This window comes from Curtobacterium sp. MCLR17_042, from assembly GCF_003234695.1.
GTDB lineage: Bacteria > Actinomycetota > Actinomycetes > Actinomycetales > Microbacteriaceae > Curtobacterium > Curtobacterium flaccumfaciens.
Map to the genome: position 1 here is coordinate 171,018 of NZ_QKTD01000002.1, position 15,903 is coordinate 186,920.

Genomic DNA, 15,903 nt, shown 5'->3' on the forward strand with positions numbered 1-15,903 from the left:
GTCACGCGGCCCCGCCCACCGTGGAGGAGAGGACCCCGACTACCACGGGCACCACCCCCACGAGCACGAACGCCGGCAGGACGCAGACCCCGAGCGGCAGCACCAGTCGGACCGCCAGTCGTTCCGCAGCCACGAGCCCGTCGGCAGCGGCCTCGTCGCGCACGTCCTCGGCGGCGCGGCGGAGCAACCCCGCGGCGGGCACCCCGGCGCGCCGGGCGAGGTCGAGGACCTCCCGCAGCCGGTGCACGTCCCCGGCGGTCGGGGCGGCTCCCGCGGACGCCTCGGCGACTGCCTGCCCGGCGGTGCTCCACGACCCGCCTCCGGCGACCGCCACGGCCCAGGCGTCGAGGAGCACCCCGGGGACTCGGCCGTCGGGGGTCGCGGAACGGACCAGCCGGTCGGTCCACCGTCGCCCGGCCAGCACGAGGGCCGCCGCGGTGCACGAGCACGCCCAACCCGCCGGCGAACCGACCAGGACCTCGACGGCACCGGCACCCCAGGCCGCACCGAGCCCCAACCCGAAGAGCGGCAGCGCGAGCACGACCCGGGCGCTCGTCCGCGGTCCCGCCAGGGCGACCCGGATCGCCCGGTCCGATGCTGCGGCGCGCCGGAGCGCACCGGCGAGCCCGCGGAGGGTCTCCGCGACGGGCGCTCCCGTCCGGTCCGCCACGCGGAGGATGACGACGATGTCCTGCTGGGCGGGTCCTCCGACCCCGGGCAGCCCGCCGACGAGCCGCCAGGCCCGCGGCGGCGGGACGCCTGCCGCGACCAGCGTCGCCACCCGGTCGAGCACCCCGGCCACCCGCGCCGGGCCGTCGGGTGTGGGTCGTCTCACCGCAGCCCGTCCACCGGGCGCACCTCGAGCCTCCCGTCCGGGCCGACGCACAACGTGCCCACGCCACCGAGCCGCCGCTGTCCTGCGCGTCGCTCCACGTGCAGGACCAGGTCGAAGGCGCTGACGGCCTGCCGCGCGAGCGCCTCGGCACCGAGGCCGGCGAGTGCCCCGAGCGCTTCGAGGCGAGCGGCCACGTCGGCGATGCCGTTGGCGTGCACGGTGCCGGCTCCCCCGTCGTGCCCGGTGTTCAGGGCGGAGAGGAGTTCGCGGACCTCGGCGCCGCGGCACTCCCCCACGACGATCCGGTCGGGGCGCATCCGCAGCGCCTCGCGCACGAGCCGGTCGAGGCCGAGCGCGCCGACCCCCTCGGCGTTCGCCTGCCGCGCCTCGAGCGCGACGACGTGCGGATGGGCGATCCGGAGCTCCGCGACGTCCTCCACCGTCACGATCCGCTCGTCGACGGGGACGTTCCCGAGCATCGCCGCGAGCAGGGTGGTCTTGCCGCTGCCGGTCGCGCCGGTGACCAGGACGTTCCGGCGCGCGGCGACGGCGTCCTCGACGACCGACCGTGGGACGAACGCGAAGGTCCCGCCGCGTTCGAGGGTGGCGAGGGAGGGTCGATGGACCTGTGGCAGTCGGATCGACACGGCGGTGCCCCCGACGGACACCGGGGCGAGGACGACGTGGACCCGGATGCCGTCCCCGTGCCGGACGTCCGCGCACGGGGTGGTCTCGTCGACGTGGCGACCGCCGAGCGCGACGAGCCGGGTCGCGAGTTCGCGGGCACGCGCCTCGGTCAGTCGCGGCTGGACGGCTTCGAGGCCGGTGCCGCGGTCGACCCACGTCCCCACGCCACCGACCACCAGGACGTCCGTCACGGTGGCATCAGCCACCAGGGCGGCGAGTTCCTCGAACTCGACGACCACGGACGCCCGGCGACGAGCCGGCGGCGCTGCCCCGGGCAGGAACGGCGCCGACGGAACATGCGCCCGCGCCGGTGCCGGCACCGAGAACGCAGGCGATGTCGACGCGGAAGGCGCCGACGCGCGGGGAAGCAGTGGAGCACGGTGCAGAGGCATGCCGCCGACGGTAGGGAGCACGTCAGCCCTCAGCGGGGAGGGTCCCCACTTCTGTGGACAACGTCGGAGTGCCCCACCAACGGGCCGGTTTGTCCCCCGAAACGGAAAGCCGTACCCCGGTCGATGATGCGACACCGACGTGCTCGGGGTCGCCCACCACCCCCGCTTCCCCCGGCCGGCCTGTGCGTAGCACCTGCTACGCAAGAACATGCAGAATGCATGCACGAGCATGGACCGGTCTGTCCACGCGACCGGCGTCCCTGCGCGGATCGGGGCACACGACGGAGCCCGACGAGCCACCATCGCTCGAGTCGGACCCCGGGAAACAGAAGAGGCGGCACCGGTTGGGGGGAACAGGTGCCGCCTTGACATCGAGGGATTGGGGGGAATCCGATTCGATGCCGCCGGAAACGAGTCCAGCGGGATCTACTGTACCCCACGATCGGCCCTCCAGGGCAACCCCGGACACGACCTTCGGGCGTGCCGCGCCCCGACCCGGCCGAGGGGTAGTCTCCGGATGCACGCAGGCACCGGCGACGGATGCACGCACGCACCCGCCGCGGATGCACGGACGCATCCACGGCGGACGCACGCATGCATCCACGACGGATGCCACCAGAGGCCGCAACGACGCGAAAGGACATCGATGTCCACTCCGACCCAGACCGACCCCCGAGGCGACGACGGAGCGACCTTCGCACCGCCGCCCGAGTTCGTGGCCGACGCGGTCGCCGGCGAGGACCTCCACCACGCAGCAGCAGCCGACCGCGAGGCGTTCTGGGCCGAGCAGTCCCGCTCCCTGCTCGACTGGCGCACCCCGTTCACGCAGACCCTGGACTGGTCAGGCGCCCCGTTCGCGAAGTGGTTCGCCGACGGCACGCTCAACGTCGCCGAGAACTGCCTCGACCGACACGTCCGCGCCGGCAACGGCGACCGGGTCGCGATCCACTTCGAGGGCGCTCCCGGCGACACGCGCCGGATCACCTACGCCGAGCTGACCGCCGAGGTGCAGCGCGCCGCGAACATGCTCACCGACCTCGGCGTGGGCCAGGGCGACCGGGTGGTCGTGTACCTGCCACTCATCCCCGAGGCCGTCGTGACGATGCTCGCCGTCGCCCGCATCGGTGCCGTGCACTCGGTCGTCTTCGGCGGGTTCAGCGCGGAGAGCCTCCGCGCCCGCATCGAGGACGCCGGCGCGAAGCTCGTCGTCACCGCGGACGGCGGGTGGCGGCGCGGCGCCGTCTCACCGCTCAAGCCCGCCGTCGACGAGGCGCTGACCGGCGAGGGCACGGACACGGTCGAGCACGTCCTGGTCGTCAAGCGCGGCGGCAACGACATCGCCTGGAACGACCGCGACGTCTGGTGGCACGACGAGCTGGCGAAGGCGGCGCCGACCCACGAGGCCCAGGCATTCCCCGCCGAGACCCCGCTGTTCATCCTGTACACCTCGGGCACGACCGGGAAGCCGAAGGGCATCGTGCACACCTCCGGCGGCTACCTGACCCAGGCGGCGTACACGCACAAGAACGTCTTCGACATGCACCCGGAGAAGGACGTCTACTGGTGCACCGCCGACATCGGCTGGATCACCGGCCACTCCTACGTCGTCTACGGCCCGCTCGCCAACGGCGTCACGCAGGTGCTCTACGAGGGCACCCCCGACGAGCCGAAGCCCGGCCGCTGGTGGGACCTCGTCGACGCGTACGGCGTCACCGTCCTCTACACCGCGCCCACGGCGGTCCGCGCCGCGATGAAGGCCGGCCGCGAGATCCCCGAAGCGCGCAGCCTCGAGACCCTCCGCCTGCTCGGCAGCGTCGGCGAACCGATCAACCCCGAGGCGTGGCAGTGGTACCGCCAGGTCATCGGCCACGACCGCACGCCGATCGTCGACACGTGGTGGCAGACCGAGACCGGCGCCATCATGATCTCCGCGCTGCCCGGCGTCACGAAGCTCAAGCCCGGCGCCGCGCAGACGCCCCTGCCGGGCATCGTCGCCGAGATCGTCGACGACGACGGCAACCGTGCCGACCCCGGCGAGAGCGGCTACCTCACGATCACCGAGCCGTGGCCGTCGATGGCGCGCGGGATCTGGAACGACCCGGACCGGTTCGTCGAGACGTACTGGTCGCGGTTCCCCGGCCGCTACTTCGCCGGCGACGGCGCGCGGCTCGACGGGCAGGGCGACATCTGGGTGCAGGGGCGCGTCGACGACGTCATGAACGTCTCGGGACACCGCCTGTCGACGGCCGAGATCGAGTCCGCCCTGGTCGGCCACGAGGGCGTCGCCGAGGCCGCCGTGGTCGGGGCCGCCGACGAGACCACCGGGCAGGCCGTCGTCGCCTTCGTCATCCTGACGGCCGAGGCCGCCGCAGACGTCGACCGCGAGACCGCCTCCGCGGAGCTCCGCAACTGGGTCGGCAAGCGGATCGGCGCGATCGCGAAGCCGCGCCAGGTCGTCATCGTGCCGGAGCTGCCGAAGACACGCTCCGGCAAGATCATGCGGCGGCTCCTCCGCGACGCGGCCGAGGGCCGCCGCATCGGCGACACGACGACCCTCGCCGACCCGACGATCATGGCGACGATCGCGGAACTGATGTAGTGCCGCCAGACGGAAGCAGGGCCTCCAGTCAGATACAGACTGGAGGCCCTGCTCACGTTCGTTCCGTCGGTCGCTGCCGTCAGGCGGTGAGTTCCACCACCAGCTCGACCTCGACCGGCGCGTCCAGCGGGAGCACGGCGACGCCCACCGCGCTCCGCGCGTGGACGCCGTCGTCGCCGAAGACCTCGCCGACCAGGGTCGACGCGCCGTTCGCGACACCGGGCTGGCCGGTGAACGACGGGTCCGACGCGACGAAGACCGTGACCTTGACGACTCGGGCCACGCGGTCGAGCGAACCGGCGACCGACTGCACGGCGGCCAGGGCGTTCAGCGCGGCCACGCGAGCCTGGGCGGCGGCGGTCTCGGCGTCGACGTCGGCGCCGACCTTGCCGGTCACGGGCAGGGCGCCGTCGACGAACGGCAGCTGCCCCGCCGTGTAGACGTACTGGCCCGTCACGACGGCGGGCACGTAGGCGGCGACGGGCGCGGCGACCGCGGGGATCGTCAGGCCGAGTTCGGCGAGCCGGTCGGAGACGCTCATGCGTCGGCCTTGGGGCGCTTCAGGTAGGCGACGAGACCGCCCTCGGGCCCGGTGACGATCTGGACCAGCTCCCAGCCCTCGTCCCCGTAGTTGTTGAGGATCGCGGTGGTGTTGTGGATCATCAGCGGCGTGGTGAAGTACTCCCAGCGAGTCATGCGGTTCCTTGCCAGCCTTTCAGTCGGGGGTGTCGTTTAGGCTGCATCCTATGTCTGCCCAGAAGACGTCTGCATCGCGGACCAAGCCCGTCTCAGCAGTCGGCGCCTTCATCGGATTCGTCGGGTTCAGTGCCCTCGCCGGCCTGCTCGTCACGATCGGGGTCACCCCGGCCATCGCCGTCGCCGGTGTCACGACGACGTCCACGATCGGTGTGTTCGAGTCCCTGCCGGAGTACATCGAGATCGGTGACCTGCCGCAGCGCAACGAGCTGTACGCGTACTCGGGCGGCAAGTCCGTGCACTTCGCCACCCTGTACGACCAGAACCGCCAAGAGCTGAAGTTCGACCAGATCAGCGACCAGCTGAAGAACGCGGCGATCGACGGCGAGGACAAGCGCTTCTACGACCACGGCGGCGTCGACATGACGTCGCTCATCCGCGCCGGTGTGGGCAGCATCGCGGGCGGCCTCGGCGACTCGGGCGGTGGGTCGACGCTGACCATGCAGCTCGTCCGCAACATCAAGATGAACGAAGCCCTGAACCTCCCCACCAAGAAGGAGCAGGAGAAGGCCTACAACGAGGCCGTCGAGCAGACCATCCCCCGCAAGTTGGAGGAGATGAAGCTCGCGATCGGGCTGGCGAAGAAGTACTCCAAGAAGGAGATCCTCACCGCCTACCTGAACATCGCCTACTTCGGCGACCAGACCTACGGCGTGCAGGCCGCGGCGCAGCACTACTACAACAAGAGCGCGACCGACCTGACCCCGGCCGAGGCCGCGTCGCTCATCGCGATCGTGCAGTACCCCGAGGCGCGCAACCTGTCGAGCCCGAAGAAGTACGACGCCAACGTCGCCCGGCGCAACGTCGTGCTCCGTTCGATGTACGACCAGAAGAACCTCACCGAGGCCGAGTACCGAACGGCTCGCCAGTCGAAGCCGGCGGACTACGTGCACCTGACGCAGCCCTCGCAGGGCTGCCGCGCCTCGGTCGGCGACGGCTCGCAGTTCTTCTGCGACTACGCCAAGAAGGTCGTACTCGAGATGTCGCAGCTCGGCTCGTCGCAGAAGGCTCGTGACACCGCGTGGCGCAACGGTGGGTACAAGATCCAGACGACGCTGAACATCGACCTGAACGCCGAGCAGAAGCGTCTCGTCAACACGTACGACAACAAGGCCGAGACGAACCTGGCCCTGGGCGCCACGCTGAACTCGATCGAGGCAGGCTCCGGCCGCATCGTCACGATGGCACAGAACAAGGACTTCGACGAGTCGTTGAAGTCCGCGCCGACATCGACGTCCCTGAACTACAGCGTCGACGAGAAGTACGGCAGCGCCAAGGGCTTCCAGACGGGCTCGACCTACAAGCTCTTCACCCTGCTCGCGTGGCTGCAGGCCGGGCACGGGCTGAACGAGGTCGTCAGTGGCGCGCCGCGTGACATGTCGACGGGGTGGACCCAGTGCGGCCAGCCGTACTACGTCGGAGGCGGATACCGGCCGAAGAACGACAGTCCCGGCGAGAGCGGCAACTACACCGTCGCCGCGGCGACGGCGCAGTCCATCAACCTGGCGTTCCTCAACATGGCGCAGAAGCTCGACCTCTGCGACATCAAGAAGGTCGCCGAATCCCTCGGCGTCCACCGTGCGGACGGCGGAGAGCTCCTCTCCAACCCGTCGTCGGTCCTCGGCATCAACGAGATCGCGCCCATGACGATGGCCGCCGCGTACGCCGCCGTCGCGAACAACGGCATCTACTGCAAGCCGATCGCCATCGACCAGATCACCTCGCCGTCCGGCAAGAAGCTCGGCGGACAGACCAAGGACTGCAAGCAGGCGATCGACCCCGAGGTCGCTCACGCCGCCATCTACGCCATGAAGGGCACGATCGCCAACGGCACCGCTCGCGGCGCGCAGACCCCGGACGGCATGCAGCTGTTCGGCAAGACGGGTACGACCGACGACGGCAACCAGATCTGGCTGGTCGGCTCGAGCTCGCGTGTCGCCACCGCCTACTGGCAGGGCAACACCGACGGCAAGCTCACCAACCTCCGCAACTTCAGCAACGGGGTGAGCGGCACGTACGCCGCCAGCCGTGCGGACGTGTGGCGGCAGGCGCAGACGCCGGTCAACGCGATCTACCCAGCGGGTCCGTTCACCGACCCGAACACCTCGGCGCTCCGCGGCAACGCCAAGGCACTGCCGAACCTGCAGGGCAAGACGGCGGACGAGGCCCGCGCGGCGATCTCGGGCGCCGGATTCACCTACGTGGACGGCGGCGCGCGTCCCGGCCCGGGGAACCCCGGCTCCGTGACCTCGACGTCCCCGGCGGCGGGTGCGCTCCTGTCCTCGGGCTCGAGCGTCACCGTCTACACGTCGGACGGCACCCAGGCGACCGTTCCGGAGATCGGCGGCGACTCCCTTGGAGACGCCCGCTCGGCACTGAACGACGCCGGGTTCACGAGCGTCAACCTCGCCGACAGCTACGCCAAGGGCGGCGGTGGCAAGACCTGCAAGGTCGCCGCCGTCGAGCCGGCGATCAACGCGACGGCGAACAAGAACGACAACGTGACGATCCAGCTCTACGGCGACAAGAACGGCAAGGCGCCCAAGGACTGCAAGTGACCCGCGGTCGCACCGCACTCGGCGTCCTCGCTGCCGGCGCGGCCGTCGGAGCTGCTTCGGCAGCGTGGGGCTCGCTCGTCGAGCGGCGTCGCTTCGGGATCCGGTGGGAGACCGTCCCGGTGCTCCCGCCGGGATCCCGTGACGTCACTGTCCTGCACCTCTCCGACATCCACATGGCCCCGTGGCAGGCCGACAAGCAGCAGTGGCTGCGCGACCTGAGCCTGGTCGAACCGGACTTCATCGTGAACACCGGGGACAACCTCGGCCACGCGACCGCGAACGCTGCTGTTGAGTACGCGCTCGAGCCGTTCCGCGGGGTGCCCGGTGTCTTCGCCTACGGGTCGAACGACTTCTTCGGGCCGTCCCCGCGCAACCCGCTCAAGTACTTCTCGGGGCCGAGCCGGATGCACAAGGCTGCCGAGCCCGTCGGTCTCGACATCGATCGGCAGACGGCGTTCTTCGAGTCGCTCGGCTGGCTCGACCTCAACGACCAGGCGCACGCGATCGAACTCCGCGGCTCCCGGTTCGAGCTGTTCGGCACGTCGGACGCGCACCGCGACTGGGACCGCCTCGACCTGCTCCCCACCAACGTCGACGAGATGCGCAGCGACGTGCCGTGGTCCGAGGACGAGGACGGCCCCGCTCCGGTCGCGATCGGTGTCACGCACGCGCCCTACCGTCGCGTGCTCGACGCCTTCGTGACGCAGGGGGCCGACATCATCTTCGCCGGGCACACCCACGGCGGTCAGGTGGCGGTCCCCGGGGTCGGCGCGCTCGTCACGAACAGCGACCTCCCCCGCCGGTACGCGAGCGGATTGCACAAGTGGGAGCACCGCAACCACTGGTCGTGGCTCGAGGTCTCCGCGGGCCTCGGCACCTCAATCTACGCGCCCGTCCGGTTCGCCTGCCGACCCGAGGCCGTCGTGGTCACCCTGACCGCGCGGGCTTCCTGAGCCGACGCGCCCGGGAGTTCACCGGATGGTCGTGAGCATCCCCGATCATCGGATAGTATTGTCTGGTTGCTCCGGTACGGAGTGATCACACCGCGGGGTGTGGCGCAGCTTGGTAGCGCGCCTCGTTCGGGACGAGGAGGTCGCAGGTTCAAATCCTGTCACCCCGACACTGTGTTGAGACAGTACGAAGAAGGCCCTGGTTCTCCGGAACCAGGGCCTTCTGCTTTCTCCGGATGCGTCTCGGCCGCCCGATGGGTCGCACGACCCAGTCAGCCGGTCCCCGCCCCATCACGAGCAGCCCCTCCCGCTACGCTCGCAAGCGCCATGCAGAACGACCATCCCCTCGCCGCCGTGCTCGTCGCGATCGCCGCCGAGTTCCCCGACATCGCGGACGACCCGGCCCTGGCGCAGAGCCTGACCGAGAACGTCTCGTCGATGATCGCCGAGGCCCACGAGCGCTACGCCGCGGGAACCGACGGCAGCGTCGTGAGCCACGCGTTCCTCGACCCCGAGCACCTGGCGACCGGCAGTCTGCACGCCGAGCACGCCCAGCACCCGGCCGGCGCCATGCTCGCGGCGGAGATGCTGTTCGACGCCTACCTGCCGGTCTTCGTCGACGAGGTCGGCGCGGCGTCCACCGCCGAGGTCCTGCGCGCCACCAGGGCCCTGCACGCCGGCATCTGGAGCCGGTTCCCGGCCGGGGCGGTCGCGTACACGGAGGCACTGCGCCAACGCCTCACCACGGCGCACCTGGACTCCCGGACGCAGATCGCGCGGGACCTGCACGACCGCGTCGCCCACGGCATCCTCGCCGGGCTGCAGCGCCTCGACCTCGTCCTGCTGACGGATCCACCGGCGGACGAACGAGCCGATCAGCTCGACGACGCAGCGCGGTTGCTCCGGAGCGCACTCGGCGACGTCCAGGACCTCGCAGTGAGCCTGCACGCCCGGGTCGGGGATGCCCTGCTCGACGACGCGCTCCGACGGCACGTGCGCGATCTGTTCCCCGACGACGACCTTCTGTCCATCGAGTCGACGGGTGTCGCCGGTCCCCTGCCGAACTGGCAGGCCGAGGAAGCGCTGACGATCCTGCTCGAGGCACTCACGAACCGCAGCAAGCACGCCCCGGGCTCGACGACCTCGGTGCGCTTCGCGTGGTCGCCCGCAGCACTGGTGGTGACGGTCGCCGATGACGGACCGGGCTTCGACGTGGAGCGAGACGCCGACGGCCGCCTCGGCCAGCAGACCATGCGTGAACGTGCCGCGGTGATCGGCGCCCGGCTCGACGTCGAGAGCGTCCGCGGCAGCCGAGACCACGGCACCACCGTCCGCCTGACCATCCCGAGGGGCACCCTGTGACCGTCACCCACGTCGCCATCGTCGACGACCACCGGCTCTTCCGCGAAGGACTCGCCACGATCCTGGCCGCGGTCCCCACGATCCGCGTCGTGGCGCACGGCGAGCGACCGGCCGAGGTGCTCGGCTCCCCCGAGGCCGCCGCGATCGACGTCCTGCTGCTCGACGTCGAGCTGGACGGCCCGCCGGCACGGACGACGATCGCCACGGTTCGCCGCACCCGCCCGGACATCCGGGTGGTGGTGCTCACGATGCACCGGGACGCCGTCCTCCGCCGCACCCTGCTCGATGCCGGCGCGGTCGACTTCGTCACGAAGGACACCCCGAGCCGCGAACTCGTCGACCGGATCGCCCGGGCAGCCCACGCTGATGCGGCACCGGTCACGTTCCCGGTCGACCTGGTGACCGAGGCCCGAGCCGGCTCACCGTTGAGCGACCGCGAGCTCGAGGTCCTGCGACTCCTCGCCGCCGCGCGCACCAACGCCGAGATCGCCGCCGACCTGCAACTCGCGATCGGCACCGTCAAGCGGCACGTCTACAACGTCTTCCGCAAGCTGGACGTCGGTTCCCGCGTCGGGGCGGTGGCCGCAGCCACGCGCCTGGGCCTGCTCACCTGAGGCGCCACGGAACTTCGTGAGCAGCAATGGTCGGGTGCCCAGCGGACACCCGACCATTCCTGCTCACGAAGCGACCTAGACGGAGACCGACGCACCCGCGGGCACGAGCTTGCCGGCGGCGTGCAGCCCGGCCACGACGTCGAGCGCCTGGTGCCGGAACCGCGCCTGCGCAGCACCGGGCGAGACGATCACGCCGTTCGCCCCGGTCGAGGCCACGAGTGCGTTGATCTTCTCCGCGACCTGCTCGGCGCTGCCGTACGCCTGACGCTCGGTGCGGGCCGCGATGAACCGACGCTCGAGGTCGTTGAACTCGTACGCACGCGCCTCGTCCATCGAGACCGGCTCGGGCTTCCGGCCGGAGCGCATCCGGATGAAGGAGATCATGCCCGGGGCGCTCTGCTCGTCGATGACGGCGGGGTCCTCGTCGGTGACGACCTGCACACCGATCAGCGCGTTCGGCGTCTGCCGGAAGCGCGACGGACGGAACGAGTCGCGGTACAGGGCGAGTGCCGCCTCGGTGTTGTCCGACGCGAAGTGGTGGGCGAAGGCGAACGAGATGCCGAGCGCACCGGCGACCTGGGCGCTGTAGCCGGAGGACCCGAGCAGCCAGAACTCCGGCACGTCGCCGTAGCCCGGCACGGCGCGGATGCCGGCGAGCGGGTTCTCCGCGCCCATGCCGGTGAAGAACCCGATCAGGTCGGCCAGGCGGTCCGGGAAGTCGTCGACGTCGAGTCGGTCCGTGCGGCGGAGGGCCATCGCGGTCGCACCGTCGGTGCCGGGAGCGCGCCCGAGCCCGAGGTCGACCCGGTCGCCGTACAGGGCACGGAGGGTGCCGAACTGCTCGGCGACGACGAGGGGCGCGTGGTTGGGCAGCATGACGCCACCGGAGCCGATGCGGATGGTCGAGGTGGCCGCGCCGACGGCGCTCAGCAGCACCGCCGGGGCCGAGGAGGTGATGCCCGGCATCCCGTGGTGCTCGGCGACCCAGAACCGCTCGTACCCGAGCTGTTCGGCGTGCACGGCCATGTCGATGGACCCCTGCAGGGCCTCGGTGTTGGACTGGCCGTACTCGCGGGTGGCCAGGTCGAGGACGGACAGGTGCAGGGTGTCGTCGGTCATGTGGTCACCAACGCGCGTCAACGCACGTGCATTCCTGTGCACGCGACGGACTGGAGGCCCGTGGCGGCGCCGCCACGGGCCTCCAGTCCGTCTGCTGGGTGCGTACCGGACGCACGCCGGCACGAGCGGTCAGGCGCCGTCGAGGCGGCCGCCGGACTCCGTCAGGTAGCAGTTGGCGCAGAGCGACTCGTAGGCGACGTCGACGCCGTCGATCGCGACCTGGGAGCCGTCGAAGACGAACCGGCCGTCGACCGTGCGGGCGTTGAAGACCGCCTTGCGGCCGCAGCGGCAGATGGTCTTCAGCTCTTCGAGGGAGTGCGCGACCTCGAGCAGGCGGGCGCTGCCGGGGAACGCCTCGGTGCGGAAGTCCGTGCGGATGCCGTAGGTGATGACCGGGATCTCGTCGAGCACCGCGATGCGCAGCAGGTCGTCGACCTGACGCGGGGTGAGGAACTGCGCCTCGTCGACGAGCACGCAGCTGACGGGCCGCACCATGCCGTCCAAGCGGTCCGACTCGGGGTCGACGGCGCCTGCGGCGGAGACGGCCTGGCGCACGTCGGCGTCCGGCGAGAACACGATGTCGACGGTCCGGGTGACGCCGAGGCGGGAGACGATCTCACGGTCGCCCTTGGTGTCCACCGCGGGCTTGGCGAGCAGCACCCGGTGCCCGCGCTCCTCGTAGTTGTAGGCCGCCTGCAGCAAGCCCGTGCTCTTGCCGCTGTTCATCGCGCCGTAGCGGAAGTAGAGCTTCGCCACTACGCGAGGAACCCGTCCTCGGCGGCCCGACGGATGAGGTCGGACTTCTTCGAGGCGGGGCGGCCCACCTTGCTGTACTTCTCGCGCACGCGACGCAGGTAGGTCTTGGCGGTCTCGTACTGCACGTTCATCTGCGCGGCGACCTCGTTCGTCGAGTAGCCGGACACGTAGAGCCGCAGCGCCTCTTCCTCACCGGCGCTGAGCTTCGGCCGCTGGTGCGCGGCGGCACCCGTCGGCAGCGGACGCCACTCGCGGGGCTGCGGGGTCTCGCGGGCGACGCCCATGATCTCGCGGGCGACGTCCATGACCTCGCGCATCGGGAGCGACTTCGACAGGAACGCCGCGGCGCCGGCGGCCAGGGCGCGGTCGCGGGACTCACGGCTGTCGACGCTCGAGAGCACGATGACCTTCGCCCCGGCGGCACGGCAGGTGCGGACACGGGCCTCGATGGACACCGGTTCCTTGAGCTGGAAGTCCAGGAACACCAGGTCGGTCGGGAAGCTGTCGCTGTGGACCATCTCGAGCCAGGTGTGCGCGGTCAGGGCCAGGTCGAAGTCGAACGCGTTCACCGCGATCCAGCTCGACAGGCTGTCCAGCAGCACCTCGTGGTCGTCGAGGATGGCCAGCCGCACACGTCGTGCTCCCGGGTTCGGGAGGGACGGCGACCCCTCCGAGAGCCTGTTCGGGTCAGTGCTGGTCATAGGAGAACCTTAGTGCGAGGGCGGAAGGGCGGACCGCGACGTCGAGGTCGGGGAACGTCACGCGGAGGACGGCGAAGTAGGGGTCGAAGGTGCGGTGGATGCCGATGTCGGAGTCCGCGACGGCGAGCTCCATCTCGACGGACACACGGCCGGGTGCAGGTGCCTGCGCGGGTCGGGCCGCCAGGGCTGCCCGGGCCGCGGGGGCTGCGCGAGCCGCGGGGGCCGCGTGGTCCGCCGGGCGGGCCTGGGGCGCCGGGTCCGCCAGGGTGTCCGCTCGTCGTACCGTCGCGCGGAAGCCGGCCGGGTCGACGGTCGAAGCACGGAGGGCCGCACGGACGAAGGTGCGGACGACCGCCCGCTGGTCGGTGTCGAGCGTCGCGATCAGGCCGTCGGGGTCGTCGACCACCGGCGCCTGGCCGCCGTCGACCCGGACGGCGTGCTCGAACCAGGTGCGGTCGGCGTCGGCGACCATGGACGCGCGGATACCGTCGGCGATCGCACGGGCGCGGGCACGGTCGGCGTCGGTGATGACGTCGCGCGTGCGGAGTTCGGCGAAGAACGGGGCGACGTCGCGGGACAGGATCGTCGAGCGGTCCTGCTGCACGCTCGCCGCGATGCCGTCCCGCTCGGCACGTGCGACGGAGTACGACCCGGCACGGATCTGCACCCGCTCGGCGAGCCCCGCGAAGGTCCAGGCGAACACCGCGGACGCGGCGGTCAGCACGAGCGTCGGTGCCGCGGCCAGGAACGCCGCGACGGCGACCGGCACCTCGTGCGGGAACTCCGCAGCACCGGCGCCCCAGGTCACGGCGTTCACCGCGGCAAGCGCGAGCCCGCCGATCGTCAGGTCGGTCCACGGACGGTACGGCGCGACCATGACGATGCCGGTCGCGGTGATCAGGGACATGAAGTCGTTCAGGGCACTGCGGTCCGGCCCCCACTGTGCGGCGACGCTCGTCACCGACGCCAGGCCGAGCAACCCGACGTGCGCGACGAACGCCGACCGTGGGAACGGCGCACGGAACGGGCTCGAGGCAGCGAGCACCACCACCGCCGAGGCCGCGACGAGCAGCACGGTGAGGGCGCTGAGCGTGGGGCTGCCCACGACGTCGCGGTCGAAGATCGACACGAGCAGGGCCCAGACGACGCTGCCGGCCCCGAGCACGACGGCCAGGGGTCGCGACCCCATCGCGCCGAGCGGGTCGTACTGCTGCGCGGTGCGACGGGGCCCCGGACCGGACCCGAGCCGCTGCCGGATCGCGTTCATCGCTCGGTCCCCCGGCCGTCGCTGACCGCCGGCACGGTGACCGTGCCGGTGACCGGTCCGTACGGCACGGTCATCATGACGCTCGTGCCGGAACCGGGCGACGACCAGATCTGGACGTCACCGCCGACCCGGCCGATCCGCTCACGCACCGAACCGCGGAGCCCCATCCGGTCGGCTCCGGTGGCGTCCTCGTCGAACCCACGACCGTCGTCGACGACCATGACGGTGCAGGACGCGCTGTCGTCGAACACGCTGACCTCTGCGGCGTCGGTCCCCGCGTGCTTCCGCACGTTGGCCAGGCACTGGCCGACGGCCCGGACGACCGCCGACAGCGCACGCTGGTCCAGGCGCTCGAGCGCGGAGGGGTCACCCGAGACGGTCACGTCGAGTCCGAGCGTCCGGTGCTCGGCGACCATGGTGCCGAACGCCTCGGCCGCGGCCCCGGGACGCGGGCGGGCGGCCGGCGCGAGCCACCCCTTGCCGGTGAGCACCGCGACGTCGGCGTCGACCGTCTCGGCGAGGTGCGGGTCCATCGGGCCGTCCGGCGCGAGGGCGATCGCGCCGAGGTGGTTGAGCACGGTGTCGTGCAGGATCGCGGACGCCTCGGCCTCGACCCCGGCGCGGTAGGCGGACACGTGTTCTTCGCGCGCCGAGCGCAGGAGCTCGGGCTGCACCCGTTCGCTCCACCCGGTGCTGCGGGTCGTGAAGAGCACGAGCGCGACCACGAAGCCCAGGGTCACCCAGGCCAGGATGAGCGGACGGGGCGACTGGTCGGCCTGCACGATGGCGATCCAGGTGGCGAGTCGTCCGGTCAGGAAGCCGACGAAGGACCACAGCACGACGCGGCTCGGCACGGCGCCTGCTCCCCCGACCAGGATGAGCGGGATCACGACGAGGGACATCAGGTACGAGGTCACCCACCCGGTCGGCACCTGCTGCTGGACCCCGACGGCGAACCACCAGGCGCAGACACCGCCGACGGCCAGGAAGGCGATCGCCGAAACGCGGTTGCCGAACTGCACGTGCACGCCGATCATGGCGAGCATCGGGACGACAGCCAGCGCCGTGCCGACGACCCGCACCCCGGGCTCGGACAGGCCGTAGAGCACCAGCGTGATGGCCGCGGCCAACAGCGAGCCGATGGCGCCGGCGCGGAATGCGCGCACGGTCGACCACGCGTTCACTCGCGGTGCGAGGTGCGTGGGGATGCCGAGCACGAGGTGGATCCTTCCGGGTGGCGAGGGCGCCGTCCACGATCCAACCACCGGAGCAGCGGCCGTGTACCCCGAATCCGGGGCCGTGCGGCG

The 15,903-nt window shown here is 71.5% G+C and carries 14 protein-coding genes and 1 tRNA gene; 6 read left to right on the plus strand and 9 right to left on the minus strand.

Annotated features, from left to right (window positions below):
* Position 1: 1 nt before the first annotated feature.
* Together DEJ02_RS03050 and DEJ02_RS03055 are read right to left on the minus strand one after the other, a co-directional pair.
* Positions 2-835: a type II secretion system F family protein gene (locus DEJ02_RS03050; RefSeq protein WP_181440261.1), complete on the minus strand. Its 834-nt coding sequence runs from the start codon at positions 833-835 to the stop codon at positions 2-4.
* The gene (locus tag DEJ02_RS03055; RefSeq protein WP_111031961.1) at positions 832-1,761 is read right to left on the minus strand and encodes a CpaF family protein; all 930 of its coding nucleotides are present in this window, start codon (positions 1,759-1,761) and stop codon (positions 832-834) included. The genes DEJ02_RS03050 and DEJ02_RS03055 overlap by 4 nt, the downstream gene beginning before the upstream one ends.
* A 799-nt stretch (positions 1,762-2,560) precedes the next feature.
* Here DEJ02_RS03055 and acs point away from each other — a divergent pair.
* Positions 2,561-4,513, plus strand: a complete 1,953-nt coding sequence (gene acs, locus DEJ02_RS03060) for an acetate--CoA ligase (RefSeq protein WP_111029419.1) — start codon at positions 2,561-2,563, stop codon at positions 4,511-4,513.
* Between the two features lie 79 nt (positions 4,514-4,592).
* On the opposite strand, the gene DEJ02_RS03065 is transcribed toward acs, so the two are convergent.
* Positions 4,593-5,054, minus strand: a complete 462-nt coding sequence (locus DEJ02_RS03065; protein ID WP_111031962.1) for a RidA family protein — start codon at positions 5,052-5,054, stop codon at positions 4,593-4,595.
* On the minus strand, positions 5,051-5,209 hold the full coding sequence (locus DEJ02_RS03070) for a DUF4177 domain-containing protein (protein ID WP_017888699.1): 159 nt from the start codon (positions 5,207-5,209) through the stop codon (positions 5,051-5,053). Before DEJ02_RS03070 ends, DEJ02_RS03065 begins: the two co-directional genes overlap by 4 nt.
* Before the next feature lie 50 nt (positions 5,210-5,259).
* Here DEJ02_RS03070 and DEJ02_RS03075 point away from each other — a divergent pair, with 50 nt between their 5' ends.
* From DEJ02_RS03075 to DEJ02_RS03095, 5 genes are all read left to right on the plus strand, one after another.
* On the plus strand, positions 5,260-7,827 hold the full coding sequence (locus DEJ02_RS03075; RefSeq protein ID WP_111031963.1) for a transglycosylase domain-containing protein: 2,568 nt from the start codon (positions 5,260-5,262) through the stop codon (positions 7,825-7,827).
* Entirely contained in the window at positions 7,824-8,780 is a 957-nt protein-coding gene (locus tag DEJ02_RS03080) for a metallophosphoesterase (protein WP_071405008.1), read from the plus strand. Before DEJ02_RS03075 ends, DEJ02_RS03080 begins: the two co-directional genes overlap by 4 nt.
* Positions 8,781-8,873: 93 nt before the next feature.
* A tRNA-Pro gene (locus DEJ02_RS03085) sits at positions 8,874-8,947 on the plus strand.
* Positions 8,948-9,104: 157 nt separating this feature from the next.
* Entirely contained in the window at positions 9,105-10,139 is a 1,035-nt protein-coding gene (locus DEJ02_RS03090) for a sensor histidine kinase (protein ID WP_111031964.1), read from the plus strand.
* The gene (locus tag DEJ02_RS03095) at positions 10,136-10,753 is read left to right on the plus strand and encodes a response regulator (protein WP_111031965.1); all 618 of its coding nucleotides are present in this window, start codon (positions 10,136-10,138) and stop codon (positions 10,751-10,753) included. Before DEJ02_RS03090 ends, DEJ02_RS03095 begins: the two co-directional genes overlap by 4 nt.
* A 75-nt stretch (positions 10,754-10,828) precedes the next feature.
* Here the strand turns inward: DEJ02_RS03095 and DEJ02_RS03100 are convergent, their stop codons facing one another.
* The 5 genes from DEJ02_RS03100 to DEJ02_RS03120 form a co-directional block, all read right to left on the minus strand.
* Positions 10,829-11,872, minus strand: coding sequence for an LLM class flavin-dependent oxidoreductase (locus DEJ02_RS03100; RefSeq protein ID WP_111031966.1), 1,044 nt, complete (start codon positions 11,870-11,872; stop codon positions 10,829-10,831).
* A 129-nt stretch (positions 11,873-12,001) separates the two neighbouring features.
* Positions 12,002-12,628, minus strand: a complete 627-nt coding sequence (locus tag DEJ02_RS03105; protein WP_111022274.1) for a thymidine kinase — start codon at positions 12,626-12,628, stop codon at positions 12,002-12,004.
* Positions 12,628-13,329, minus strand: a complete 702-nt coding sequence (locus DEJ02_RS03110) for a response regulator transcription factor (RefSeq protein ID WP_035808846.1) — start codon at positions 13,327-13,329, stop codon at positions 12,628-12,630. Before DEJ02_RS03110 ends, DEJ02_RS03105 begins: the two co-directional genes overlap by 1 nt.
* Positions 13,316-14,596, minus strand: coding sequence for a hypothetical protein (locus DEJ02_RS03115; RefSeq protein WP_111031967.1), 1,281 nt, complete (start codon positions 14,594-14,596; stop codon positions 13,316-13,318). The genes DEJ02_RS03110 and DEJ02_RS03115 overlap by 14 nt, the downstream gene beginning before the upstream one ends.
* The gene (locus tag DEJ02_RS03120) at positions 14,593-15,813 is read right to left on the minus strand and encodes a sensor histidine kinase (protein WP_111031968.1); all 1,221 of its coding nucleotides are present in this window, start codon (positions 15,811-15,813) and stop codon (positions 14,593-14,595) included. The genes DEJ02_RS03115 and DEJ02_RS03120 overlap by 4 nt, the downstream gene beginning before the upstream one ends.
* Positions 15,814-15,903: the final 90 nt, after the last annotated feature.